Origin of the sequence: Dyella sp. (genome assembly GCF_036746095.1) — a bacterium.
Classification (GTDB): Bacteria; Pseudomonadota; Gammaproteobacteria; order Xanthomonadales; family Rhodanobacteraceae; genus Dyella_B.
On the sequence record NZ_DAIOEU010000014.1, the window covers coordinates 44,496 to 66,906 of the forward strand.

The window sequence follows — 22,411 nt, forward strand, 5'->3', positions numbered from 1 at the left end:
CGAAAACTTGCCTTGACGGGGTGGAGGGGTTTACCCCTCCGGATAGGGGTTTGGGGAGCAATGGAACGGAAAACCGGGATAAGAACGAAAAGTCGTTACGGATCATAGTATTTCGTATTGACCATGTTCTCATTTTTGCTTGGATTGACGGCGTTTGTGGCCCACAGTCAACTGACTCTCTGCGGCCACTGCGCGGGCTTCCGCTGATTGAAGCGCCAAAGTCAGGCCACTGACCTGTCCTCGCGTGGCAGCCAGCTCCAAGGCGAGCTGGTCACGCTCGCCGGTGACGCTGGTCATCGCCGCCAAGCGCGCTTCGCCATCGGCCAATTCTCGACGAATGCGCGCCATGTTCAATCGCAATTCCGTGAGGCTGGTCTGCTGGTCTTCGCTACGTTGCCGCAGCTTGGCCAATTGCTGCTCTGCCTGCCGCTGTCCTTCCCGTGCTGCATCGGTTTCTTGCAGCATGCGGGCTTGAGCGGCCTCCACGCGCGCGTTGGCTTTGTCCCGTTCCACCTGAAAGGTAGCATCGCGGGCTGCAACGGTCGCTTGGAATTCGGTGGTCAATCGGTCGTGGGCCTGCCGTGCGGCCTCTAGTTGCTGAGCCATGTCGGTACGAACGGCCGCCACCTCGTGCTGCAACGATTGAACCTGGCCAAGGGCATCGCGCTTGGCCTCGGTTTCCCGGGTGAGCTGCTGCTGCACCTCGATGCCTTGCTCGCGTAGTTGACTGACCTCGTGCTGCAGCTGATGAACCGTGGCCTGTGCCGCATCCCGTTCGACAGCAACGTCATCGTACGCACGCTTCTGTGCGTCCAGATCAGATTCCAGCGCCTGGCGGTGCTCGTTGAATACCTTCTCCCCCTGTTCCACAGCGGCCACCCAGAGTGAGCGCATGGCATCGGCGATCGCCGGCGGTAGATCGGCGCCGACCGCATCAGCCTTGGCCCGTTCGTCCTTCCACAGCTTCAGCTCGTCGTTGATGGTGGTGCGGCTACCTTGCTGGATGGCGGCATAGATCAGGTCGACGGTCAGCTCGTGGGGGCGTCTACCGTCCGCGACCAAGGCAGCGGCGGTTTCGCGGGTACGTTGGCGGGTATCACTGACACGGCTCATGGCGGCTCCAGTCGCTCGGCGGGTCAATTTTGCAGAACTCGCAGCATGTATATCACAGTATTACGTTATATTCATAACGATAAGATCAGGAAATTTACGATAACTCCCATAATCGAAAGTCTTTTGGCTGTACGCTGCGTTTCCCGTGGCATCGGACATCGGAAAGCATGACTGAGCCTGCAGCGAGCCTTTTGGCGTTGCCCCAAGCCTTGCCGCCCACCCTCTCGGGATGCGCCGGCACCAACCGCGCCTCGGCCAGCGTGGCACGGCAGATCGCCGCCAACGACGACGTGGCCGCGATCGGCTTGTGGCTGGCGGAATACCACGACTCGCCGCATACCTTCCGCAGCTACCGCAAGGAGGCCGAGCGGTTGCTGCTCTGGGGCACGCAAGTGCGTGGCAAGCCGGTGTCGAGTCTCACCCGCGAGGATGTGATCGCCTACGAAGCCTTCCTCGCGCAGCCACCGGCGGCATGGTGCGACGCCGGTCTCGCCCGTCGCGGTGAGCATCGGCGACTGTTCGCCGGGCCGTTGGCCGACCGCAGTCGCCGCCAGGCGCTGGGCATCCTCGCCGGACTGTTCAACTACCTCGTGCGCGCCGGCTATCTCGCCGGCAGCCCGTTTGTGCTGCAGCGGCGACGGGCGCGCCGCGGCACCCGGCGCACGATCGAACGCTACTTGGACCGGGCTCTCTGGGAAGAGGTGCTGCGCGTCGTCGACGGTTGGCCACAGGACACGGCGCGGGAACGGCAACGCTACGAACGCGTTCGCTGGGTGCTTCGTTTCCTCTACGAAACCGCACTGCGGGCCGCCGAAGCAGCAGCGGCGAATGAAAGTGATTTCCAGCTTCTCCGTGGCCGATGGTGGTTGCACACCGTTGGGAAAGGTGGCGTTGAAGGCACCATTCCCCTGGGCGATGGCCTCATGGAGGACTTTGCACGCTATCGGCGCTTCCACGGTCTGCCCGCAGTGCCTTCGGGCGACGGCAACATCCCGGCCATTCTGGGCATCGCCGGACGCTCGTCCCCGCTGACGCCCACGGCGGTCTACCAGATCGTCAAGGACACCTTCCGACGCGTCGCAGAGACACTGCAACGGCAGGATGAGGTCAAAGCCACACGCGTGCGCCGCGCATCGACGCATTGGCTGCGGCATACGGCCGCCACGCACCAAGCCGAGGACGGCACCCCCATTCACCACATCCAGCAGAACCTCCGCCACAGCTCCATCGGCACGACGTCGATTTACGTTCATGCGGAGGAAGATGCGCGACATGCCAGTACCACCAAAACACGCATCGGGAACTCGATGCCTCACGGAGACGTGCCATGACCGACCCCGACGATCGCTTTGGCATGCCGGCGAGCGCATTCCAGGCTGCCCGGGATAGCCATGGTTGGGATAGCCCGGTTTTTCGGATGGGCATGTACGTACCCACCCACCAAGAGGTGGCGACATTGCCTGCCACCCAGCTCTTGCCGATCGTGATCGACTGGATGTGGGAAAGCCCGTCGGAGTTGATCCCGAATAACGATCAGATTGCGCAGCTGCGCACCATCCTTCGGGCACGACCTGACGCCACCGAGTCCGAGATACGCGAACTGATCGTGGCCTGTGAGGAGTATTTGAAGGTGTAACCCAATGGCCTGCAGCAAAGTGGACGATCGGCCGGAATTTCAACGTCCGTACACACGATGGGGCGCACGCTCCCACTGTTGCGTCTGGCAACGCATCGTTGGGACGGCTATATGACCATTTCACGCAAATCATTACTTTCGGCGCTTGGCGCCCTGGCGCTCGTATCGGCCCTCAGTGGTGTCGCCGTGGCTCAGGACAGCACGCCCACGAGCGGCATGGACAAGATGGGTGCGATGCACTCGGACATGAAAGGCATGCACCACAACATGATGGGCATGCACATGATGCCGGCGACCGTGACGGCAGCGGATGCGAAGACCGGCGTGGTTGATGTGACGACCGAGGGCATGACCCTGAAGGTGCATTTCCCACCGTCCGCCATGGCCGGCCTGAAAGCCGGCGACAAAATCACCTTGCATATGGGTTTCAGCAAGCCGTGAATCTCCTTGAACCCACCTCCAGAGTTGAGGGGGCCAGATCGCCCGAGTAAGCTCGGCCTATGAGATTCTCGTTGCGTCAGCTTGCGCGTTCACGTCGCCTCCGGGCGATGAGCGTGTTGGCGTGGCTGATGCTCGTGATCCAATCCGTGGCGGCCGCGCCCATGAGCATGCCGATGGCATCTCATGCCCAGGCCGAGCATGCGATGGTCGCCGCGGCCGCAGCACACGGCATGCATTGCCATCACGCGGCAACGTCCACCGCCGCTGATTCCTGCTGCCATCACTCGGCGGACTGCTGCAACGGTGCGGTTGGCCAGTGCGCCTGTGCTGCGATGTGTGCCACGGCGCTTCTGTCGAGGGCGGCATTGATGCCGGCTTCGATCGCATTAGCGGCAACTTACGCGATGCCCTCGGGCATGACGGCCCCTTCGGGGACGAACGCGCCCCCGCTCCGACCGCCGGCGGTCTGACTCTCCCATCGTTTCGATGAGCATGGCTCACGCCGGTCGCGTGTCGACCCTCGTAGCCATCGGCTGTGATCGGCATCACCACGAGGATGCCGCCTGTCTTGGAGAGGCCCCATGAAAATCCTTCCCCCGCCCGCGATGGACTTGTCGCGGCGTCGTTTCGTCCAGGGTGTCGCCTTCGGTGGCACCATCGCTGCCCTCGGGCTGCTGCGCCCGTCAAAGGCCTGGGCACTGAACACTGCAGGGCAACCTGCCATCCTCAGCGGCACCGACTTTGCGCTCGACATCGCCGAGACGCCGGTGAACTACACCGGCCGTCCGCGCTTGGCCACCACCGTCAATGGCAGCGTCCCGGGGCCGACCCTGCGCTGGAAGGAAGGCACCACCGTCACGATGCGTGTGACTAACCGGTTGCGGGTGCCCACGTCCATTCACTGGCACGGCATCATCGTGCCCTTCCAAGAAGACGGCGTGCCGGGCATCAGCTTCCCAGGCATCGCACCGGGTGAAACCTTCACCTACCGCTTCCCGGTACACCAGAGCGGCACCTACTGGTACCACTCGCACTCGGGATTCCAGGAGCAGACCGGCCTGTACGGCTCGCTGGTGATCGAGCCGGCCGGACCGGAGCGTCACCCGAGCGACCGCGATTACGTGGTGATGCTCAACGACTGGACCGACCAGAACCCCGAGCACATCCTCGCCACGCTGAAGCGCCAGAGCGATTACTACAACTTCGCGCAGCCCACTGCGCCCGAGTTCTTCCGCGACGTGCGCGAACAGGGCCTGCGCCAGGCGCTGGCCGAACGCAAGATGTGGAATCAGATGCGCATGAACTCCACCGATCTCAGTGACGTCTCGGGCTACACTTACACCTACCTGATGAACGGCGCCGCCCCGGCCGGCAACTGGACCGGCTTGTTCAAGCCCGGCGAGAAGGTCCGGCTGCGCTTCATCAACGGTTCGTCGATGACGATCTTCGACGTGCGCATTCCGGGCCTGAAGCTGACGGTGATCTCCGCCGACGGCCAAGATGTGGCACCGGTGCCGGTCGACGAGTTCCGCATTTCGGTGGCCGAAACCTACGACGTGATCGTCGAGCCGCAGGAAGACCGGGCGTTCACGATCTTCGCCCAGTCCATCGACCGCACCGGCTACGCCCGTGGCACGTTGGCGCCGCGGCCCGGTATGGAAGCGGTGGTGCCGGCGATGGATCCGCGCATGCCTGTGAGCATGGTGGACATGATGGGGGCGATGGCCCAGGGCGGCGGACACGGCGGCATGTCCGGGATGGCGGGCATGGCCGGGATGCAGGACATGCCCGGCATGGACATGAGCGGCATGGCAACAGCTGCCGCACCGGTGGTGCATCACGCCCGCACCGAATACCACAACCCGGGCGTCGACATGCACGTGGACATGCCACGCACCAACCTCGATGACCCGGGTACTGGCCTGCGCGACAACGGCCGACGCGTGCTCACCTATGCCGACCTGCACACCATCGGCGGCTCCATCGACCCGCGCGAACCGAGCCGCGAGATCGAGCTGCACCTCACCGGCAACATGGAGCGCTACATGTGGTCGTTCGACGGCGTGAAGTTCTCCGACGCCACGCCAGTGCACTTCCGCAGCGGCGAGCGACTGCGCGTGGTGCTGGTCAACGACACCATGATGAACCACCCGATCCACCTGCACGGCATGTGGAGCGAGCTGGAAAGCCCGGACGGTAAATTCCAGGTGCGCAAGCACACCATCAACGTGCAACCCGCGCAGCGCATTACCTACGGAGTGAGCGCCGACAACCTCGGTCGCTGGGCCTATCACTGCCACATGCTGTATCACATGGAAGCGGGCATGTTCCGCGAGGTGGTGGTGTCATGAGCCCGACCTCGCGAACCACTCACTTGAATCGCTCCGCGCTGCTCGCGGCGCTGTGGCTGGCACTACCGCTGGCGGCCAACGCGCAAAGTGTCCCCGCGTCGAGCAGCACCGCCCCAATGGACATGAGCAACATGCCCGGCATGAGCATGCCGGCGGCCTCGTCCAGCGCGCCCAGACCCGCGACGCCATCGAAGGTGAAACAGTCGGGCAAGAAGTCTTCGCCAACGCAGCCGGCGTCGTCGTCGCACGACATGGGTCACCCTGCGATGCCCGCCATGCCGATGCCACCCAAGCCCGCCGCCAGCTCCGGTATGGGCGACATGAAGGGCATGAAGGGGATGAATCACAGTGCGATGCAAGGCATGCCGATGCCCGCCACGCCGGCTTCGTCGGCGGCACCCGCCGGCGACATGTCGGGGATGGATCACGCGTCGATGCCCGGCATGAGTCCGGAGGACATGAAGGGGATGGATCACGCTGGCATGGCCGGCATGGGCGCGATGCCGGGCATGACGATGGGCCCGATGCAGGGCGGCAGCCCACCACCCAATGCGCGCAGCCCCGACTACTCCGACGGCGTTGGCTACGGCTCCATGCAGGGCATGGACATGGCCGACAACACGCCGCTGGGCATGGTGTTGATCGATCAATTGGAGGCCTTCCACGGCCGTGACGCGAACGGCCAGACCTGGGAAGCCGAAGGCTGGTACGGCAACGACACGAACAAGCTGTGGGTACGGACCGAAGGCGGGCGCAGCCGCGGCAAGCTGGACGATGGTGACCTCGAAGCGTTCTGGAACCACAGCATCGCCACCTACTGGGGCACCCAGCTCGGTGTGCGCCAGGATCTCGGCGAGGGCCCGAAGCGGACGTGGGCGGCGTTCGGCGTGCAGGGGCTGGCCCCGTACTGGTTCGAGCTGGAGGCCACCGGTTACGCCGGTGCCAACGGCCGCACCGCCGCGCGCCTGCGGGCTGACTATGAGTTGCTGTTCACCCAGCGGCTGATCCTGCAGCCCGAGGCCGAGGTCAACCTGTACGGCAAGGACGACCCGCAGCGCCGCATCGGCAGCGGCGTGTCCGACGTGCAGTTCGGCCTGCGCCTGCGCTACGAGTTCCACCGCCAGTTCGCGCCCTACATCGGCGTGAACTGGGTCCGCCGCGTCGGCACCACCGCCGACTACGCCCGGCAAGATCATCAACCCGTACTCGACCGGCAGCTCGTGGCCGGCGTCCGCATCTGGTTCTGAGGGGATTACCTATGAAAAAGCACACTGCACACGTCATCACAGTCGCCGTTACCTTGGGTGTCTTGGCCATCGGCGCCGGCGTGTTCGCCTGGTCCGGTCTTTACAACATCGGGGCGGACGATCACCACACCAAGCCGGTGTTCGCCGTGCTGCAGACCCTGCGCGATCGTTCGATCCACGTGCGCTCGGAGGATCTGACCGTGCCGAATCTCGACGATCCGCAACTGATCCTGAAAGGCGCCGGCCAGTACGCGGCGATGTGCACCAGTTGCCATCTGTCGCCCGGCGTGAACGACTCCGAGTTGCGGGTCGGTATGTATCCGCAGCCGCCCAACCTTTCCAAGGTGCACGTCGATCCGAAGGACGCTTTCTGGGTCATCAAGCACGGCATCAAGATGAGCGCGATGCCCGCGTGGGGCAAGGCGGGCCACGACGATCCCACCATCTGGAGCATGGTCGCCTTCCTGGAGAAGCTGCCCGGCATGACGCCGGCCGAATACAAGGCGATTGTGGCGAAGGCGCCGCCGGATGAGGACATGGACATGGATGAAGGCGGTAGCCACAGTCACGGGGACAGCGATGCGCATGCTCACGATGCGGCAGCCATGGGTGGCATGGACATGAAGGGCATGGACATGTCTGGCCAAGGCGCCGCTTCCGCACCCTCGCCCGCGACGGTCGGCTCGGTCGGCACGAAGCCCCTTGGCGACGGGCACACCCATCCGTAACGGACTTCACATGGCACGCACCCGATCCACGCCACGTAAACCGCGCCCTTGGCGCCTGCGCGACCTACGTCGCGCAGGGCTGACACGCGGGCTGCTGCTGGTCGGTGCGCTGTTCATGCTGGGCCTGCAAACGGCCCTGGCGGCCTACGCCTGCACGATGCCGCCGGCCATGATGGGGTCGGTCATGGCGATGGGCACGGGCGCGGGAGACGCCGCCATGCGTGGCACCTGCCCAGAGATGCAACATGCGGCGAGCGACCACGTCCTGTGCGCCCAGCACTGCGTCCGACAAGTGTCCGCGCCCAGTGATAGCCGCCCTCTGACGGTGCCGCCCAACCTGCTGGCGGCATTGCCGTCTGCGGTGCCGTTCGTCGTCCCGCCCATGCCGGCGGCTTTCGTCCCCGAACGCTACTACCGGCTGCGAGCGCCACCGCCATCGGCCACGTTGTTGTTCTGCTCCCTGCTGATCTAGCGCCTCCCGGCCATCGCCGAGGTGCCGTCGTGCCTGCGTGGCGCGACGCTTGTTCGATCACGGGAGTGAACCCTCATGCTGTTTTCCTGTTTGGCCCAACGCCCTCGCGTGTGGGTGCTGTTTATCGTCCTGGGCGGATCGGCGACCGTTGCTGCTGCCCAAACCGCCTCTCCACCTCTGACGCTTGACGCCGCTGTTCGGCAAGGCGTGACCCGCGCACCGCTGCTTACCGCGCGCGATGCCGATCTCGCCGCGATGCGCGACGAGGCCGTGCGCGCGGGACGCTTGCCCGATCCCTCGCTGACGTTCGGCGTCTCCAACTACCCGGTCACCGATCCGGGCGCTTTCAGCCTGCGCTCGGACACGATGACCATGCGCACGATCGGCGTGATGCAGGCGATTCCTTCGCACGCGGCGCGCGCGGCGGATCGTTCGCTGGCCGCCGCGCAGGTCGATGCCGCCGAGGCCGAGCGCACCGCCACCGCACAGGATGTGCGCGAGCGCATCGCCAACGCCTGGATCGGCGTATGGGCGGCCACGCAGCAGCGCACTTTGCTGGAAGCTTTGCGCGACGAAAGTACCCTCGCGGTGCAGGTCGCCACGGCGCGGTTGCACGGCGGCACCGGCAGTGCGGCGGACGTGCTGGCGGCACAGGCCGAGGCGCTGACGCTGGCCAACCGGATCGAAGCCGCTGACGCCGATCTGCAGGCGGCCAACGCGTCCTTGCAGCGCTGGCTGGGCGACGCACCGACGGCGCTGGCGGACGCCCCGGACTTCGACCAGTTGCCGGTCGCGCCGGATCAACTCGAACAGCACACCGATCGGCAGGCGCCAATGCAGGCGTGGCAGGCGCGCGAGCAGGTGGCCGATGCCGCACTGGCGCAGGCGCGCGCCTCGAAGCATCCGGACTGGAGCGTGGACGTGACCTACGGCCGCCGCGCGCCGTATCTGTCGGACATGGTGATGGTGCAGATGGGTGTGAGCCTGCCGCTGTTCACCCGCAACCGGCAAGACCGCGCCATCAGCGCGAAGCAGGCGCAACGCGATGCGGTCGAGTCGGCGCACGAGGATGCCCGCCGTGCGCAACGCGAAACCGTCGCGCGCGACGTCGCCGCCTGGCAGGGCTGGGGGCGGCAGATCGCACGCGATCGCACGGCGCTGCTGCCGCTGGCCCGCGATCGCAGCCGGGTGGCGCTGGCCGCCTACCGCGGCGGCGGCACGCTGCAACCGTGGCTCGATGCGCGCCGCGACGAGATCGCGCTGCGCCTCGACTACGCCGATGCGCTGGCAGCTCGCGCCCGCGCCTGGGCCGCCTTGGCCTACCTGTTGCCCGAATCCACCCCATCTTCGGAGAACCTGCCATGAAACGGATCGGTATCGTGATCGGCGCGCTGGCGGGTGCCGCCGTGCTGCTGGCACTGGGGTATGTCGGTGGGCGCCATGTGGGCTCGGCATCGATGCCGGCCAGCACCACGGCGGGCCTGCAAGGCACGCAACGCAAGGTGCTGTACTGGTACGACACGATGGTGCCCGACCAGCACTTCGACCATCCCGGCGTGTCGCCGATGGGCATGCAAATGGTGCCCAAGTATGCGGATGACGGCAGCACCGACAAGAGCGTGGTGCGCATTGATCCGGCCACCGTGCAGAACCTGGGTGTGCGAACCGTACCCGTGGTGCGCCGGGTATTGGCGGCCCAACTCGAAGTGCCGGGCACCGTGAGCTGGAACCTGCGCGACGCCGTTACTGTGAGCGCGCGCGTCGACGCGACGGTGGAGCGGCTTGACGTGCGCGCGCCGTACACCGCCGTCAAGGCTGGGCAGCCGTTGGCCGAACTGCTGGCGCCGCAGTGGAGCAGCGCGATTGCCGAATACCGCGCCCTGCAACACGCGCAGTCCCCTGACGCGCAGGCGTTGCGCGCAGCCGCGCGGCAACGGCTGCAGGTGCTGGGCCTGACCGCGCAGGACATCGCTTCGGAACGGGGTGGCCACATCACCCTGCACGCGCCGAAGGGCGGCGTGGTCACGACGCTGGACGTGCGCGAAGGCCAGCAAGTCGGCGCCGGGCAGACGCTGATGACGCTCAACGGCCTGTCCACGGTGTGGGTGGAGGCGGCGCTGCCGCAGGCCGCGGCGGGGACGGTGCGCACCGGCACGCCGGTGACCGTGCGTGCGACAGCGCTGCCCGGCCAGGTGTTTCGTGGACAGGTGGAAGCCCTGTTGCCCGACCTCGACCCGATGACCCGCACCCAGCGTGCGCGCATCGTGCTGCCCAATCCGGATCACGCGCTGAGTCCGGGTCAGTTCGTCACGGTGGAGCTGCAACCGCCACCGGCCCGGCCCGAGCTGGTGGTGCCCGATGGCGCCGTGATCGCCACCGGCAGCGACACACCACGGGTGATCGTGGCCGAGGGCAACGGACAGTTCCGGCCGGTGGCGGTGCGCCTCGGCCGTTCGGCCGGTGGCGACACAGAGATTCTCGCGGGGCTTTCCAGCGATGAGCGCGTGGTGGTGTCTGGCCAGTTCCTGATCGACTCGGAGGCGAGCCTGTCTGGCGCGTTGCAACGCCTGCAGAGCAGCGAACCGGCGCATACGGCGAGTAGCGCTATGCCGGGTATGCCCATGCCGGAGCAGCGGCCATGATCGCCGCGCTGATCCGCGTTTCGATCCGGTATCGCGTGTTCGTGCTGCTGGCCGCGCTGGCGCTGGCGGCGGTCGGTGTGTTCTCGGCGTGGCATACGTCCATCGACGCGCTACCCGATCTCTCCGACACCCAGGTCATCATCCGCACCAGCTACCCCGGCCAGTCGCCGCAAGTGGTGGAGGATCAGGTGACCTATCCGCTGGCCACCACCATGCTGTCGGTGCCCGGCGCGACCACGGTGCGCGCGTATTCGTTCTTCGGCGACTCCTACGTGGATGTGTTGTTCAGCGACAGCACCGACCTCTACTGGGCACGCTCACGCGTGCTGGAATATTTGAGCCAGGCGCGCGATCGACTGCCGGCCGGCGTCAATCCCGCACTGGGTCCGGATGCCACCGGGCTGGGCTGGATCTACGAATACGCGCTGGTCGACCGCACCGGTCGACACGACATCGGCCAGCTCACCGCGCTGCAAAACTGGAACCTGCGCTTCCAGCTGAAAACCGTGCCGGGTGTCGCCGAGGTGGCCACCCTGGGCGGCATGGACCGCGCCTGGCAGATCGTGCCCGATCCGCAGGCGCTGGCCGCGCGCGGCCTCACCGTGGCGCAGCTCGTTGATGCCGTGCGCGCCGCCAACGGCGCCAACGGCGGCTCGGTGATCGAGCAGGGTGAGGCCGAGCTGATGGTGCGCAGCGAGGGCTATCTCAAGACCCGCGCCGACTTCGAGAACGTGCCGATCGTCGCCAACGCGAACGGCGTGCCGGTGCGGCTGCGCGACGTGGCGACGGTGCGCCGCGGTCCGACCTTCCGGCGCGGCCTCGCCGAACTGGACGGCCAGGGCGAAGTGGTCGGCGGCATCATCGTGATGCGCTCGGGTCAGAACGCCAAGGCCACCATCGCGGCGGTGAAGGCGCGTCTGGCGCAGTTGCAACGCAGCCTGCCGCCGGGCGTCGAGATCGTGCCCACCTACGACCGCTCCCAGCTGATCGACGCCACCGTGGAGAACGTCTGGCGAAAGTTGCTGGAGGAGTTTCTCGTCGTCACGCTGGTCTGCGCGCTGTTCCTCGGTCACCTGCGCTCGGCGCTGGTCGCCGTGATCACGTTGCCATTGGGCGTGTTGACCGCCTTCATCGTGATGAACCTGCAGGGCGTCACCGCGAACCTGATGTCGCTGGGCGGCATCGCGATCGCGATCGGTGCAATGGTCGATGCGGCGATCGTGATGATCGAGAACACCCACAAGCACCTGGAGCATTGGCGCGACGCGCACGATGGGCAAGAACCACAGGGCGCCGCCCGCTGGGCGCTGATCGCCGAGGCCACCGTGGAAGTGGGTCCGGCGCTGTTCGTGAGCCTGCTGATCATCGCGCTGTCGTTCGTGCCGGTGTTCGCGCTGCAAGGCCAGGAGGGCAAGCTGTTCAAGCCGCTGGCGTTTACCAAGACCTACGCGATGGCGGCGGCCGCGGGGCTGGCGGTGACCCTGGTGCCGGTGCTGATGGGCTACCTGGTACGCGGACACCTGCGTGCCGAGCACGCCAATCCGATCAATCGCGGCCTGATCGCGCTGTACCGGCCGATCCTCGACGTGGTGCTGCGTTTTCCGAAGGCCACGCTGGGGCTGGCCGCCTTGGTGCTGCTCACCGCACTGGTGCCGCTCAGCCAGCTCGGCAGCGAGTTCATGCCCGCGATGGACGAAGGCACGCTGCTGTACATGCCCACCGCACTGCCCGGGTTGTCAGCCGGCAAGGCCGCGCAGTTGCTGCAGCTGACCGACCGCATGCTCAAGACCGTGCCGGAAGTCGCGCACGTGTTCGGCAAGGCGGGACGCGCCGACACCGCCACCGATCCGGCGCCGCTGGAGATGTTCGAGACCACCATCACGTTCAAGCCGAAGAGCGAGTGGCGCCCCGGCATGACGATGGACAAGATCAAGGCCGCGCTGAACCAGGCCGTGCATGTGCCGGGTCTGACGAACCTGTTCGTGCCGCCGATCCGCAACCGCATCGACATGCTCTCCACCGGCATCAAGAGCCCGATCGGCATCAAGGTGCTGGGCACCGACCTGACCACGCTGCAGACGGTCGCCGATCGCATCGAAGCAGTCGCCAAGACCGTGCCCGGGGTCAGCTCGGCCGTGGCCGAGCGTCCGACCAGCGGTCGCTATGTCGACGTGCATATCCGCCGCGACGAGGCGGCACGCTATGGACTCACGCAGGAAGCCGTGCAGCAGCTGATCGCCACGGTGGTCGGCGGCGATCCGGTTGGCCAGAGCATCGAAGGACGCGAGCGTTTTCCGATCGTGGTGCGCTACCCGCGGGTGGACCGCGATTCGGTGCAGGCACTGCGGCAGCTGCCGATCGTGGCTGCGAACGGCGCCCAGCTCACGTTGAGCCAGGTCGCCGACATCACCGTTGCGGCGGGGCCGTCGATGCTGAAGAGCGAGGACGGCCAGCTGGCGACCTACGTCTACATCGACACGGCCAGCAGCAACCTCGGCGGCGTGGTCGCCCGGCTGCAGCGCGCGGTGGCCCGGCAGGTCACGCTGCCGCCCGGCGTCACGCTGGAGTGGTCGGGGCAGTTCCAGTACCTCGCCAGCGCGGCGCAACGACTCAAGCTGGTGGTGCCGGTGGCATTGCTGATCATCTTCGGGCTGATCTATGCGGTGTTCCGGCGGACCAGTGAGGCGGCGCTCATCATGGCCAACGTGCCGCTGGCGCTGGTCGGCGGCCTGTGGCTGATCTGGCTGCTCGGCCATGCGGTATCAGTAGCCACGGTGATCGGCTTCATCGCGCTGGCCGGCGTCGCCGCCGAGTTCGGCGTGGTGATGCTGCTGTACCTGCGCCATGCGTGGGATCGGCAACTTGCGCTGGATCCCCGTGCGGGTATCGACGCGCTGGATGAAGCCATTCGCCAAGGGGCCGCACAGCGCGTGCGGCCGTTGGCGATGACCGTGGCGGTGATCATCGCTGGCCTGCTGCCGATCCTGCTCGGCCACGGCGCTGGCTCCGAAGTCATGCAGCGCATCGCCGCACCGATGATCGGCGGCATGGTCACCGCGACGCTGCTGACCATGCTGGTGCTGCCGGCGGCGTTCCGTCTGCTGATGCGGTACCGGCTGCGCAAAGCAGCGCGATCCACCCCGACGTTTCATCCACCCCAGGAGATCCAACCATGAAGAAGTACGTTTTCACCCTCGCATGCTCCAGTGCGCTGGCCTTGGCCTCGACCGCCGCGTTCGCCCAGCAGATGGATCCCAACATGCCTGGCATGGCCGGCATGCAAGCGGCGAAGCCCACCCAGGCGCAGGGCGTGGGCATCGTCAAGGCGATCGATACGGCCAAGGGCACGATCACGCTGCAGCATCAGGCCATCGCCGCGATCGGCTGGCCGGCGATGACCATGACCTTCAAGGCCGATCCGCCGGCGCTGCTGCAAAAGGTGAAGGTGGGCGAGCAGGTGAAGTTCACCCTGCATCCGGCCGGCATGGCCAGCACGGTGACGGCGATCAGCCCGGCAGGTTGATCGGGAACCGCCGCCAACCGGCGCTTGCCTCCGGCAGGGGCCGACCGGCGGGGGTGGCAGTGCGGCCACGTGCATCGTGAGGTTTGTGGCCGCACCTGTCCACGGTAGTCCGATGATTTTGGAGTACACCGATGAAATCGCACACTGCGTATCTCGGCACCGCCCTGCTATTCACGGGCTTGACCATCGGCACGATCGCGCACGCGAACAATACTTACGCCGACGGCTGGATTGGTCATGTTAACGGACGGCAGCTGGACATCTGCTACCGGGTTACGCCACTGTCCGCCGTCGGCACGCGGCTGCAGGTCATGCGGGTGGCTTACGTGATTCCCAGCAAAGGCGTGCCCATTGAACACTTCGCCTTGAGCGGGCAAGCCACCGTTACGTCGATCACGGACGCGCATTGCGTGCGGGCGGAACTGATCCAGGGCACGGCGCAGTGGGCAGATCACACGCGGCCCATGCCCTGAACGGCACGACGACGAGGCCGCCAAGGCGGCATGCTCCGCGACGGGCCATGGCGGAGTGGTGAAGGCGTGGTTGCACCATCCAGCCGATGCGCTCCACCGGCGTCATGCCTGTCGCATCCTGCCTGCCGCCATTTCAGCGGGCATGCAGCGAGGCGATCAGCGGGCAGGACACGTTGCGCTGACGCGTGCCGCATTGCTCGACAAGCGCAGCGAGGGCTGTTTCCATGCGTGCGAGGTCGGCCAGCCGATGGCGTACATCGGCCAGCCGCAGCGCGGCCAGACTGGCCGCTTCCGTGCAATGGGTGCCGTCCTCCAGCCGCAATAGCTGCGCCACCTCATCGAGGCTGAATCCCAACCGCTGCGCGGATTTCACGAACTTCACCCGCGCGACCTCCGCGTTTCCGTAGCGACGAATGCCGCCCGGAGGACGGGCGGGCTCCGCCAACAGGCGCTTGCGCTGGTAGAAGCGGATCGTCTCGACATTGACTCCGGCTGCCTTGGCGAAGGCGCCGATGGAAAACGTTTCCTGCGTGGAGGGCATGGACTTGACTCCGTACTTGACTACGGGAATACCTTAGATCATCGGCATTCCGCGCGAAAGGAGAACCCCATGTCCCTGCTCACTCGGCTGGCCGACAAGGCCGGACTGATCGGCAGTGTCGTCTCGGCGGCGGCCTGCGTGAATTGCTTTCCCGCCCTGGCCAGCCTCGGTGCGGCGATCGGGCTGGGCGTACTGAGTCCGTATGAAGGCCTGTTCATCCGCATCCTGTTGCCGGCGTTTGCCGCCATCGCGCTGCTCGCCAATGCGCTGGGCTGGCTCAGTCACCGGCAGTGGTCGCGTGCCGTGCTCGGTATGCTCGGTCCGCTGCTGGTGCTGCTGGCGGTATGGGTGATGCGGGCCAGTGGCCATCGCACCGGATGGCTCCTCTATCCGGGCCTGCTGCTGATGGTGGCGGTCTCAGTCCGCGATCTGCTGGCGCCGGCTCCCAGCGCGTCCTGCCGCACGGCCAGTGATGCGATGGATGCCCACTGAATCGACACGATAGACATGGGCACAACGAAGACCCTGCCGACACTTCCCATCCATTTCTCCGGCGAAACGCATGACGACCGAACTCATCCTGCAGAGCACCCTGGCCTGTCCGCATTGCGGCCATCAGGCCACCGAGACCATGCCGACTGACGCGTGCCAGTTCTTCTACGACTGTGCGGGTTGCGGCGAACTGCTCCGACCGAAAGCCGGCGACTGCTGCGTGTTCTGCTCCTACGGCAGCGTGCCGTGTCCACCGATCCAGCAACAGAAGTCGTGCTGCGGGTAGACCATCTTCATAGGGGTCGGCTGGCGACTGTAGGGGCTGTCTGAATTCATCACGACCGGCGCCCAAGTGAAATTGTCTAACAGCGCGACTGTCGTTTAGGATCGAAGCATGTATCGGTCTGCGCCATCCCTGCTGACTCGCCTGCGCCGCCACCGCGGTCTGTGGGTGTTGGCCGTGGCCGTGTTGCTGATCAAGCTGGTCAGCGGGTCGATCTGTATGGCCGATGGGCCGGGGGCGCGATTCGCTTCGACGACGACGGTCACCGTCCCCCTGGTGGCGGATACCGCCGTCAGCCCGACAGCGGCTGACGATGCAAACAGCTGTCTCCTTGGCGAAGGAAGCGGCTGTCATTGCGCCTGTGCGCATTCGGTGACGTTGCCGGCCAGTGCACCGCTTCCCATCGCCCGGATGGAGGCGCACTTCGCGCCGCTCACCTTCCATTCGGGGGTCACGCCGGCCACCACCGGCTCATTGTTGCGCCCTCCGATCGCCTGAAACCGCTCCGTTACGCGACGCCACCGCCTGTGCGGTGCATCGCTTCGTGACCGTTTTCAGGAGATGGCTTCATGTCTGTTTTTCGTTCGGCGCCGATCGGCGCCGTGTGTCTGTTGTATGCGGCGATGCTCGGTGCCGCCCCCGTATCCCATCCTTCCCCACCGATAGGTCCTCTGCCGACTGCGCTGGCATCGTCGCCCTTGCAGGAGGCGGTACACCGTATCTGGCAAGCCAGCCCCGAGGTGCAGGCCGCGCGGGCGGACCTTGACGCGGCCCAGGCCCGTGCGCGCGCTGCAGCCCAGCCGCTGTACAACCCCTCGCTGTCGCTCGATGCGGAGAATGCGGACGTCAATCGGCGCACGGCCGGCATCAGCCTGCCGCTGGATCTGTCCGGCAAGCGTCGTGCCCGGGCCAGTCAGGGCAAGGCCGACCTGCGCGCCGCCGAGGCGACCTATAACCTCTTGCGTCGCGACGTCGCGGCCCGTTGGTTGAAGGCGTGGTCGACGGCTGCACTCGCAGCCCGACAGAGCGAGCTGGGCCGACGTCGCCTGGCGCTGATGCAACGCTTCGATGATCTGGCCGCGCAACGGCTGAAGGTAGGCGACATCAGCAGTCCGGAGCGCGATTTGGCCGGTCTGGCCTTGGGCGAGGCGCAGGTGCAGCAAGCTACTCTCGCCGGCAATGAAGCGGCGGCCCGTGCGGCATTGCTGGTCATCAGCGGCGATCAGCCGACCACGCTGCCACCGCTACCTATTGGCCTGTCGCCTGCGGCGGGCAGTGTTACGCCGTTGCCGGTCGATGAGCTGCCCGAACTGCGGCAGTCCCGTGCCCAACAAGCGAGCGCCGAAGCAGGCGTGCAAGTCGCCCGCCGGGCACGCATCCCCGACCCCACGCTCAGCCTGACCGGCGGACAGGTGCGCAGCGGGCCGCGCACCGATCAGGTGATCGGCTTGAGTGTTTCCATTCCCTTGCCGGTACTCAACACCGGCCGTGCCGAAGTGGATGCCGCCCGCGCGGAAGCCGATGCAGCCGCCGCTTCCGCGCGTTCGCGTCAGTTTGTGCTGCGTGCCAGCCTGCAGGAAACGCAGACCCGCTATGCCGCCTTGCGGCATGCCGCCGAGGCGTTCCGCGGTGGCCGGGCCGCCGCGTTCGAGGATCGCACCGCGTTGCTGGAAAAGCTCTGGCGCGCCGGTGAAATCAGCACCTCCGATTACCTCGTACAGCTCAAACAGAGCTTGGACACCGCGTTGTCCGGCCAAGAACTGGAAAGCCAGACCTGGCAGACCTGGTTCGATTACCTCACCGCTGCGGGCCGTCTCACTGACTGGCTCGATGGCCGCACTCAGGACGGCCTTAATCAGGAAATCTCGCGATGAATCCCTCTCTTTTGAAACGCAGTCTGCTGGGCATGGCGCTGCTGGCTGTGTTGGCCGGCCCCGTCATGGCGCAGGAACCGGCACCGGCCAATCCACTCGCCCTGGACGCCAAGGCGATCAAGGACGCCGGTATTGTGCTCGACAAGGTTGCCCCCCGCGCCTTAACCGACGAACTCAAAGCCCCCGGCGAAGTGAAGGCCGATGCGTATTCCACCGTACTGGTGTCGCCGCGCGTGGAATCGCAGGTGCTGGCCCGCAAAGCCAAGCTCGGCGACGTAGTGAAAACCGGTGCGCCGTTGGTGGTGCTCTCCAGCGTGCAGGTCGCCGAGACGCAAGGTGCGTTGATCGTGGCCGAGCAGGACTGGCAACGGATCGCGTCGCTGGGGCCGCAGGCGGTCTCGGCACGGCGCTACAACGAAGCGAAGGTGCAGCGCGATCAGGCGCGTGCCAAGTTGCGTGCCTACGGACTGTCCGACGGTCAGATCGGTGGCCTGCTGCGCAAGGGTTCGGCCGGTGCGGATGGCAGCTTCGAGCTACTGGCCCCGGCCGGTGGTCGCGTCACCACCGACGAGTTCCTGGTCGGTGAGCGGGTGGAACCGGGCCGCACGCTGTTCACCCTGGTCAAGGAGGATTCGGTCTGGGTCGTCGCGCAGATGGCGCCGGCCGATGCCGAACGGGTCAAGCCCGATGCCGATGTCCGCATCCTCGTGCACGACACCGCGATCCCCGGCAAGGTCGTGCAGCGCTCGCATCAGACCGATGAGCGCACCCGCACGGTGCCGGTGCGCATCGAAGTCGACAACCGCCAGGATCTGCTGCATCCGGGTGAGCTGGTCGAAGCCCGCATCGCCGCCGGCAGCGCGGTGCCGAAGCTGGCCGTTCCCGCCGAAGCGATCGTGTTGCTGCAGAACCAGCCGACCGTGTTCCTCGCCAAAGGCAACGGCCCGTTCGAGCCGGCGTCGGTCATGGTTGGCGATACGCGTGATGGCTGGACGGTGATCACGCAAGGCCTGAAATCCGGCGACACCTACGTGCGCAAGGGCGCGTTCGCTTTGAAGGCCCGCTTGCTGCGCTCGCAGCTGGGAGAAGAATGATGTTGGAACGTCTGGTTGAATTCTCTCTGCGCTACAAGGTGCTGGTACTGATCATCTTCGTGGTGATCGGTTTTCTCGGTTTCCAGGCCGTACGTCAGCTACCCATCGATGCCTTTCCTGATGTCACCCCGGTGCAGGTCAACGTCTACACCGAAGCCTCGGGACTGGCGGCAGAGGATGTGGAGCAACTGCTCACCACGCCGGTGGAGTCGGCGCTGGCCGGCTTGCCCAAGGTGGAGCAGATCCGCTCGGTGAGCCTGTTCGGCCTGTCGTATGTGTCGGTCTATTTCGACGACAGCATGGACATCTACTTCGCCCGTCAACTGGTCAACGAGCGGCTGCAACAGGTCGGCGATCGTTTGCCGGCGGGTTATGGCAAACCGGAAATGGGACCGAACACCTCCGGTCTCGGCCAGGTGTTCTGGTACACCGTCGAGCGCGCCGACAACACCTTGAAAGGCGCCACGGCCGGTACGGCACCGAACGACATGGATCTGCGCACGCTGCAGGACTGGACCATCCGTCTGATCCTGCGCACCGCGCCGGGTGTCGATGACGTCAGCTCGTGGGGCGGGCAGGAAAAGCAGTTCCAGGTGCGCATCGATCCGATGAAACTGATCGCGCACAAACTCGGCTTCAAGAACGTAATCGAGGCACTGCAGGCGAACAATGCGCAAGTCGGCGGCAACTTCGTCGACGTGGGGCGCGAGCAGTACCTGGTGCGCGGGTTGGGCTTGATCCAGAACGCCAAGGATCTGGGCAACATCGTGTTGAAGACCGAAGACGGCACGCCGGTCTACGTGCGGGACGTGGCCACCATTACCGAGGCCGGGGCACCGCGCACCGGGGCGGTGACGCGTGATGGCAAGGAAGTCGTGCTGGGCATGGCGCTGGCGCGCATCGGCGAGAACGCCAAGAGCGTGGTCGATGCGGTCAAAGCCAAGCTCGACACGGTGAAGCAGGCGTTGCCGCCCGGTGTCGTAGTCAAGCCGGTGTACGAGCGCACCGAACTGGTCAATGCGGCGGTGGGCACCGCGGTGCGCGCGCTGGTGGAAGGCTCGATCCTGGTGGCGCTGGTGCTGTTCCTGTTCCTGGGCGAATTTCGCAGCGCGCTGGTGGTCGTGGTCGCGTTGCCGCTGGCGATGCTGATCGCCTTCATCTGCATGAATCAGGTGGGGCTGTCGGCCAACTTGATGTCGCTGGCGGGCTTGGCGATCGGTATCGGCATGATGGTGGATGGCGCGGTGGTGATGGTGGAGAACGCCTACCGCATCATGGCCGAGCGCAAGGCGCATGGCGGTCCGGTGGATCGCACTGCCGCCGTGCTGGCGGCCGCTCGTGAAGTAGCCAATCCAATGGCGTTCGCGATCCTGATCATCATCGTGGTGTTCCTGCCGCTGTTCAGCCTGCAGGGACTGGAAGGCAAGATGTTCAAGCCGATGGCGTTCAATATCAGCTTCGCGATGGCCGGCTCGCTGATTCTCGCCTTGACCCTGATCCCGGTACTCGCCGCGCTGGTGTTGAAGCCGAAGGAAGAGAAGGACACCTGGCTGGTGGCGTTCCTGAAACGTCATTACGCCACGGTACTCGCCTGGGCGCTGGCACGCCGCAAGTTGGTGCTGGGCATCGCCGCCGGGGCCTTGATCGGCAGCCTCGCGCTGTTCCCGTTCCTGGGCAAGGAGTTCATGCCCAACCTGAAGGAAGGCGCCATCATGTGGCGCATCACCTCGATCCCGTCGGCGTCGCTGGACGAGTCGATCGCCATCTCCAAACAGGTCTCGACACTGGTCAAACAGAAGTTTCCCGAGGTCGAGACCACACTGGCGATGATCGGTCGCGCCGAGAAAGGCGAGACGGCAGATGTGAACTACATGGAGGTGTACACGCCGCTGAAACCCAAGGATCAATGGCGCAAGGGCGAGACGCTGGAAAGCATCGAGGAAGCGATGCAGAAGGAATTGTCGGCGGCGTTGCCGACCGCCGTGGTGAGCTATACCCAGCCGATCCAGATGCGCATCGAGGAATTGATTTCCGGCGTGCGTGCCACGCTGGCGCTGAAGATCTATGGAGATGACTTGGGCGAGTTGGATCGTCTGAGCGGTCGCATCAAGAACGTGCTGGCCGGGGTGCCGGGCGTGGCGGATCTCGCACTGGAGGCAAACATCGGCAAGCCGCAGATCCGCATCAAGGTGGATCGCGATGCGTTGGCTCGCTATGGCTTGAACGCCGACGACGTGCTCACCGTGGTGAAGAACGGCATCGGTGGCGAGCCGGTGACGACCTTGCTCGACGGCGTGAAGCGCTTCGATATCGCGGTACGGCTGGACGATGCCGACAAGGCCTCCTTGCCGGCGATCCAGCGCATTCCGATCCGTACGCCCAGCGGCGCGTTGGTGCATTTGTCGCAGGTGGCCGAGGTCAGCGATGCGGAAGGCTATTCGTTCATCCGCCGCGAGCAGTTGCAGCGCTATGCGGTGATCCAGATGGACGTGCGCGGCCGCGACATCGACGGCTTCGTCAAGGACGCCAATGCGGCCATCGCGCAGCAGGTGAAGTTGCCGACTGGCTATTACAGCGAATGGGGCGGCGCGTTCGAGAACCAGCAGCGGGCGTTGAAGCGATTGTCGCTGATCGTGCCGGCGACGATTTTCTTCATCTTTGTCTTGCTCTACACCGCGTTCAACTCGGTGAAGCACGCCACGCTGATCTTGGCCAACGTGCCGTTTGCCACCATCGGCGGCATCGTCGGCTTGGCGATCACCGGGCAATACCTGTCGGTACCCTCGGCCATCGGCTTCATCGCGGTGTTCGGCGTGGCGATGTTGAACGGCATCGTGCTGGTGAGTTTCTTGAACGAACAACGTGAGAAAGGCTTGCCTGTGCGCGAGGCAGTGATCCGCGGTACGGCCCTGCGCATGCGCCCGGTGATGATGACCGCGAGCGTAGCGATCCTGGGCCTGGTGCCGATGCTGCTCTCCAGTGGCGTGGGTGCGGAAACCCAGCGCCCGCTCGCCACCGTGGTGGTCGGTGGTCTGATCACCTCGACCTTGCTGACGCTGGTGCTGCTGCCGGTGCTCTACGACTGGATCGAAGAACGCGCCGCCCGGCGCCTCGCCAAGGAGAAGACCCCATGAAAGAAGTGAAGGCCTTCATCCATCGTGGCCGCGTGGTCGACGTCATCCATGCGCTGGAAGAAGCGGGGTTTCGTTACCTGTCGGTGAGCGACGTCAAAGGTCTGCTGACCGCGCTCAACGGCCAGGAACAGGTCTATTCGATGGAACTGGGCGAACGGGTGACCCGGCAGATCAAGCTCGAAGTGTTCTGTGAGGACGATCAGGCCGAACGGGCGGTGCAGTTGATCCGCCTGCACGGGCGCACCGGTCAGAGTGTGGCCGGCTGGGTCTACCAGAGCACGGTGGATCGGGCGTGGCCCATCGACGGTCAAGGGGCTGAATGAAGAAGACGGGCGGGTCACTCCCGCCCGTCCTTCCCGATGTCATG

Annotated in this window: 20 protein-coding genes and 1 pseudogene; 19 read left to right on the forward strand and 2 right to left on the reverse strand. The window is 65.7% G+C overall.

Annotation, left to right across the window (positions count from 1 at the left end):
- Positions 1–129: 129 nt before the first annotated feature.
- Positions 130–1,113 (reverse strand): DNA-binding protein, encoded by a 984-nt coding sequence (locus tag V7M64_RS08595; RefSeq protein WP_008214616.1) that lies wholly within the window; start codon positions 1,111–1,113, stop codon positions 130–132.
- A gap of 167 nt (positions 1,114–1,280) precedes the next feature.
- On the opposite strand from V7M64_RS08595, the gene V7M64_RS08600 reads away from it, so the two are divergent.
- The 12 genes and pseudogenes from V7M64_RS08600 to V7M64_RS08655 all read left to right on the forward strand — a co-directional run bounded on the left by V7M64_RS08600 (position 1,281) and on the right by V7M64_RS08655 (position 14,626).
- A complete protein-coding gene (locus V7M64_RS08600) occupies positions 1,281–2,444 on the forward strand; it encodes a tyrosine-type recombinase/integrase (RefSeq protein ID WP_333678583.1) in 1,164 nt (387 codons plus the stop codon).
- On the forward strand, positions 2,441–2,749 hold the full coding sequence (locus V7M64_RS08605) for a hypothetical protein (protein ID WP_333678585.1): 309 nt from the start codon (positions 2,441–2,443) through the stop codon (positions 2,747–2,749). Before V7M64_RS08600 ends, V7M64_RS08605 begins: the two co-directional genes overlap by 4 nt.
- Before the next feature lie 111 nt (positions 2,750–2,860).
- Positions 2,861–3,190 carry a hypothetical protein gene (locus V7M64_RS08610; RefSeq protein WP_333678621.1) on the forward strand — a complete coding sequence of 110 codons (330 nt, stop codon included), beginning with the start codon at positions 2,861–2,863 and terminating at the stop codon, positions 3,188–3,190.
- 581 nt (positions 3,191–3,771) lie between these two features.
- The gene (locus V7M64_RS08615; protein ID WP_333678586.1) at positions 3,772–5,541 is read left to right on the forward strand and encodes a copper resistance system multicopper oxidase; all 1,770 of its coding nucleotides are present in this window, start codon (positions 3,772–3,774) and stop codon (positions 5,539–5,541) included.
- Entirely contained in the window at positions 5,538–6,788 is a 1,251-nt protein-coding gene (locus V7M64_RS08620) for a copper resistance protein B (protein ID WP_333678587.1), read from the forward strand. Before V7M64_RS08615 ends, V7M64_RS08620 begins: the two co-directional genes overlap by 4 nt.
- A gap of 11 nt (positions 6,789–6,799) precedes the next feature.
- A pseudogene (locus V7M64_RS08625) lies at positions 6,800–7,435 on the forward strand (cytochrome c); the annotation flags it as partial.
- Between the two features lie 91 nt (positions 7,436–7,526).
- Positions 7,527–7,988 (forward strand): hypothetical protein, encoded by a 462-nt coding sequence (locus V7M64_RS08630; protein ID WP_008214637.1) that lies wholly within the window; start codon positions 7,527–7,529, stop codon positions 7,986–7,988.
- A gap of 75 nt (positions 7,989–8,063) precedes the next feature.
- A complete protein-coding gene (locus tag V7M64_RS08635; protein ID WP_333678593.1) occupies positions 8,064–9,353 on the forward strand; it encodes a TolC family protein in 1,290 nt (429 codons plus the stop codon).
- Positions 9,350–10,630: an efflux RND transporter periplasmic adaptor subunit gene (locus V7M64_RS08640; protein ID WP_333678594.1), complete on the forward strand. Its 1,281-nt coding sequence runs from the start codon at positions 9,350–9,352 to the stop codon at positions 10,628–10,630. Before V7M64_RS08635 ends, V7M64_RS08640 begins: the two co-directional genes overlap by 4 nt.
- Positions 10,627–13,806, forward strand: a complete 3,180-nt coding sequence (locus tag V7M64_RS08645; RefSeq protein ID WP_333678595.1) for a CusA/CzcA family heavy metal efflux RND transporter — start codon at positions 10,627–10,629, stop codon at positions 13,804–13,806. Before V7M64_RS08640 ends, V7M64_RS08645 begins: the two co-directional genes overlap by 4 nt.
- Complete coding sequence (locus V7M64_RS08650; RefSeq protein ID WP_092700938.1) at positions 13,803–14,153, forward strand: copper-binding protein; 351 nt, start codon at positions 13,803–13,805, stop codon at positions 14,151–14,153. Before V7M64_RS08645 ends, V7M64_RS08650 begins: the two co-directional genes overlap by 4 nt.
- Before the next feature lie 131 nt (positions 14,154–14,284).
- Positions 14,285–14,626 (forward strand): hypothetical protein, encoded by a 342-nt coding sequence (locus tag V7M64_RS08655; RefSeq protein WP_333678596.1) that lies wholly within the window; start codon positions 14,285–14,287, stop codon positions 14,624–14,626.
- Between the two features lie 133 nt (positions 14,627–14,759).
- Here the strand turns inward: V7M64_RS08655 and merR are convergent, their stop codons facing one another.
- Positions 14,760–15,167, reverse strand: a complete 408-nt coding sequence (gene merR, locus V7M64_RS08660) for an Hg(II)-responsive transcriptional regulator (protein WP_333678597.1) — start codon at positions 15,165–15,167, stop codon at positions 14,760–14,762.
- 69 nt (positions 15,168–15,236) lie between these two features.
- On the opposite strand from merR, the gene merC reads away from it, so the two are divergent.
- From merC to V7M64_RS08695, 7 genes are all read left to right on the forward strand, one after another.
- The gene (gene merC / locus V7M64_RS08665) at positions 15,237–15,659 is read left to right on the forward strand and encodes an organomercurial transporter MerC (RefSeq protein ID WP_333678599.1); all 423 of its coding nucleotides are present in this window, start codon (positions 15,237–15,239) and stop codon (positions 15,657–15,659) included.
- Between the two features lie 70 nt (positions 15,660–15,729).
- Positions 15,730–15,945, forward strand: coding sequence for a GDCCVxC domain-containing (seleno)protein (locus V7M64_RS08670; RefSeq protein WP_008208629.1), 216 nt, complete (start codon positions 15,730–15,732; stop codon positions 15,943–15,945).
- A 108-nt stretch (positions 15,946–16,053) separates the two neighbouring features.
- Positions 16,054–16,440: a hypothetical protein gene (locus V7M64_RS08675; RefSeq protein ID WP_008208631.1), complete on the forward strand. Its 387-nt coding sequence runs from the start codon at positions 16,054–16,056 to the stop codon at positions 16,438–16,440.
- Between the two features lie 71 nt (positions 16,441–16,511).
- A complete protein-coding gene (locus V7M64_RS08680) occupies positions 16,512–17,816 on the forward strand; it encodes a TolC family protein (RefSeq protein ID WP_237711758.1) in 1,305 nt (434 codons plus the stop codon).
- Positions 17,813–18,910 carry an efflux RND transporter periplasmic adaptor subunit gene (locus tag V7M64_RS08685; RefSeq protein ID WP_333678601.1) on the forward strand — a complete coding sequence of 366 codons (1,098 nt, stop codon included), beginning with the start codon at positions 17,813–17,815 and terminating at the stop codon, positions 18,908–18,910. Before V7M64_RS08680 ends, V7M64_RS08685 begins: the two co-directional genes overlap by 4 nt.
- Complete coding sequence (locus V7M64_RS08690) at positions 18,910–22,044, forward strand: CusA/CzcA family heavy metal efflux RND transporter (protein ID WP_333678602.1); 3,135 nt, start codon at positions 18,910–18,912, stop codon at positions 22,042–22,044. The genes V7M64_RS08685 and V7M64_RS08690 overlap by 1 nt, the downstream gene beginning before the upstream one ends.
- The gene (locus V7M64_RS08695) at positions 22,041–22,367 is read left to right on the forward strand and encodes a P-II family nitrogen regulator (protein WP_008209838.1); all 327 of its coding nucleotides are present in this window, start codon (positions 22,041–22,043) and stop codon (positions 22,365–22,367) included. The genes V7M64_RS08690 and V7M64_RS08695 overlap by 4 nt, the downstream gene beginning before the upstream one ends.
- Positions 22,368–22,411 lie beyond the last annotated feature (44 nt).

Excerpts from the sequence above, each read along its gene's own strand:
- V7M64_RS08630 (WP_008214637.1), top strand. The coding sequence starts at position 7,527 with ATGGCACGCACCCGATCCACGCCACGTAAACCGCGCCCTTGGCGCCTG.
- V7M64_RS08595 (WP_008214616.1), bottom strand. The coding sequence starts at position 1,113 with ATGAGCCGTGTCAGTGATACCCGCCAACGTACCCGCGAAACCGCCGCT.
- V7M64_RS08670 (WP_008208629.1), top strand. The coding sequence starts at position 15,730 with ATGACGACCGAACTCATCCTGCAGAGCACCCTGGCCTGTCCGCATTGC.
- V7M64_RS08690 (WP_333678602.1), top strand. The coding sequence starts at position 18,910 with ATGTTGGAACGTCTGGTTGAATTCTCTCTGCGCTACAAGGTGCTGGTA.
- V7M64_RS08600 (WP_333678583.1), top strand. The coding sequence starts at position 1,281 with ATGACTGAGCCTGCAGCGAGCCTTTTGGCGTTGCCCCAAGCCTTGCCG.
- V7M64_RS08640 (WP_333678594.1), top strand. The coding sequence starts at position 9,350 with ATGAAACGGATCGGTATCGTGATCGGCGCGCTGGCGGGTGCCGCCGTG.
- V7M64_RS08615 (WP_333678586.1), top strand. The coding sequence starts at position 3,772 with ATGAAAATCCTTCCCCCGCCCGCGATGGACTTGTCGCGGCGTCGTTTC.
- V7M64_RS08645 (WP_333678595.1), top strand. The coding sequence starts at position 10,627 with ATGATCGCCGCGCTGATCCGCGTTTCGATCCGGTATCGCGTGTTCGTG.
- merC (WP_333678599.1), top strand. The coding sequence starts at position 15,237 with ATGTCCCTGCTCACTCGGCTGGCCGACAAGGCCGGACTGATCGGCAGT.
- merR (WP_333678597.1), bottom strand. The coding sequence starts at position 15,167 with ATGCCCTCCACGCAGGAAACGTTTTCCATCGGCGCCTTCGCCAAGGCA.
- V7M64_RS08695 (WP_008209838.1), top strand. The coding sequence starts at position 22,041 with ATGAAAGAAGTGAAGGCCTTCATCCATCGTGGCCGCGTGGTCGACGTC.
- V7M64_RS08685 (WP_333678601.1), top strand. The coding sequence starts at position 17,813 with ATGAATCCCTCTCTTTTGAAACGCAGTCTGCTGGGCATGGCGCTGCTG.
- V7M64_RS08675 (WP_008208631.1), top strand. The coding sequence starts at position 16,054 with ATGTATCGGTCTGCGCCATCCCTGCTGACTCGCCTGCGCCGCCACCGC.
- V7M64_RS08650 (WP_092700938.1), top strand. The coding sequence starts at position 13,803 with ATGAAGAAGTACGTTTTCACCCTCGCATGCTCCAGTGCGCTGGCCTTG.
- V7M64_RS08610 (WP_333678621.1), top strand. The coding sequence starts at position 2,861 with ATGACCATTTCACGCAAATCATTACTTTCGGCGCTTGGCGCCCTGGCG.
- V7M64_RS08635 (WP_333678593.1), top strand. The coding sequence starts at position 8,064 with ATGCTGTTTTCCTGTTTGGCCCAACGCCCTCGCGTGTGGGTGCTGTTT.
- V7M64_RS08605 (WP_333678585.1), top strand. The coding sequence starts at position 2,441 with ATGACCGACCCCGACGATCGCTTTGGCATGCCGGCGAGCGCATTCCAG.
- V7M64_RS08680 (WP_237711758.1), top strand. The coding sequence starts at position 16,512 with ATGTCTGTTTTTCGTTCGGCGCCGATCGGCGCCGTGTGTCTGTTGTAT.
- V7M64_RS08655 (WP_333678596.1), top strand. The coding sequence starts at position 14,285 with ATGAAATCGCACACTGCGTATCTCGGCACCGCCCTGCTATTCACGGGC.
- V7M64_RS08620 (WP_333678587.1), top strand. The coding sequence starts at position 5,538 with ATGAGCCCGACCTCGCGAACCACTCACTTGAATCGCTCCGCGCTGCTC.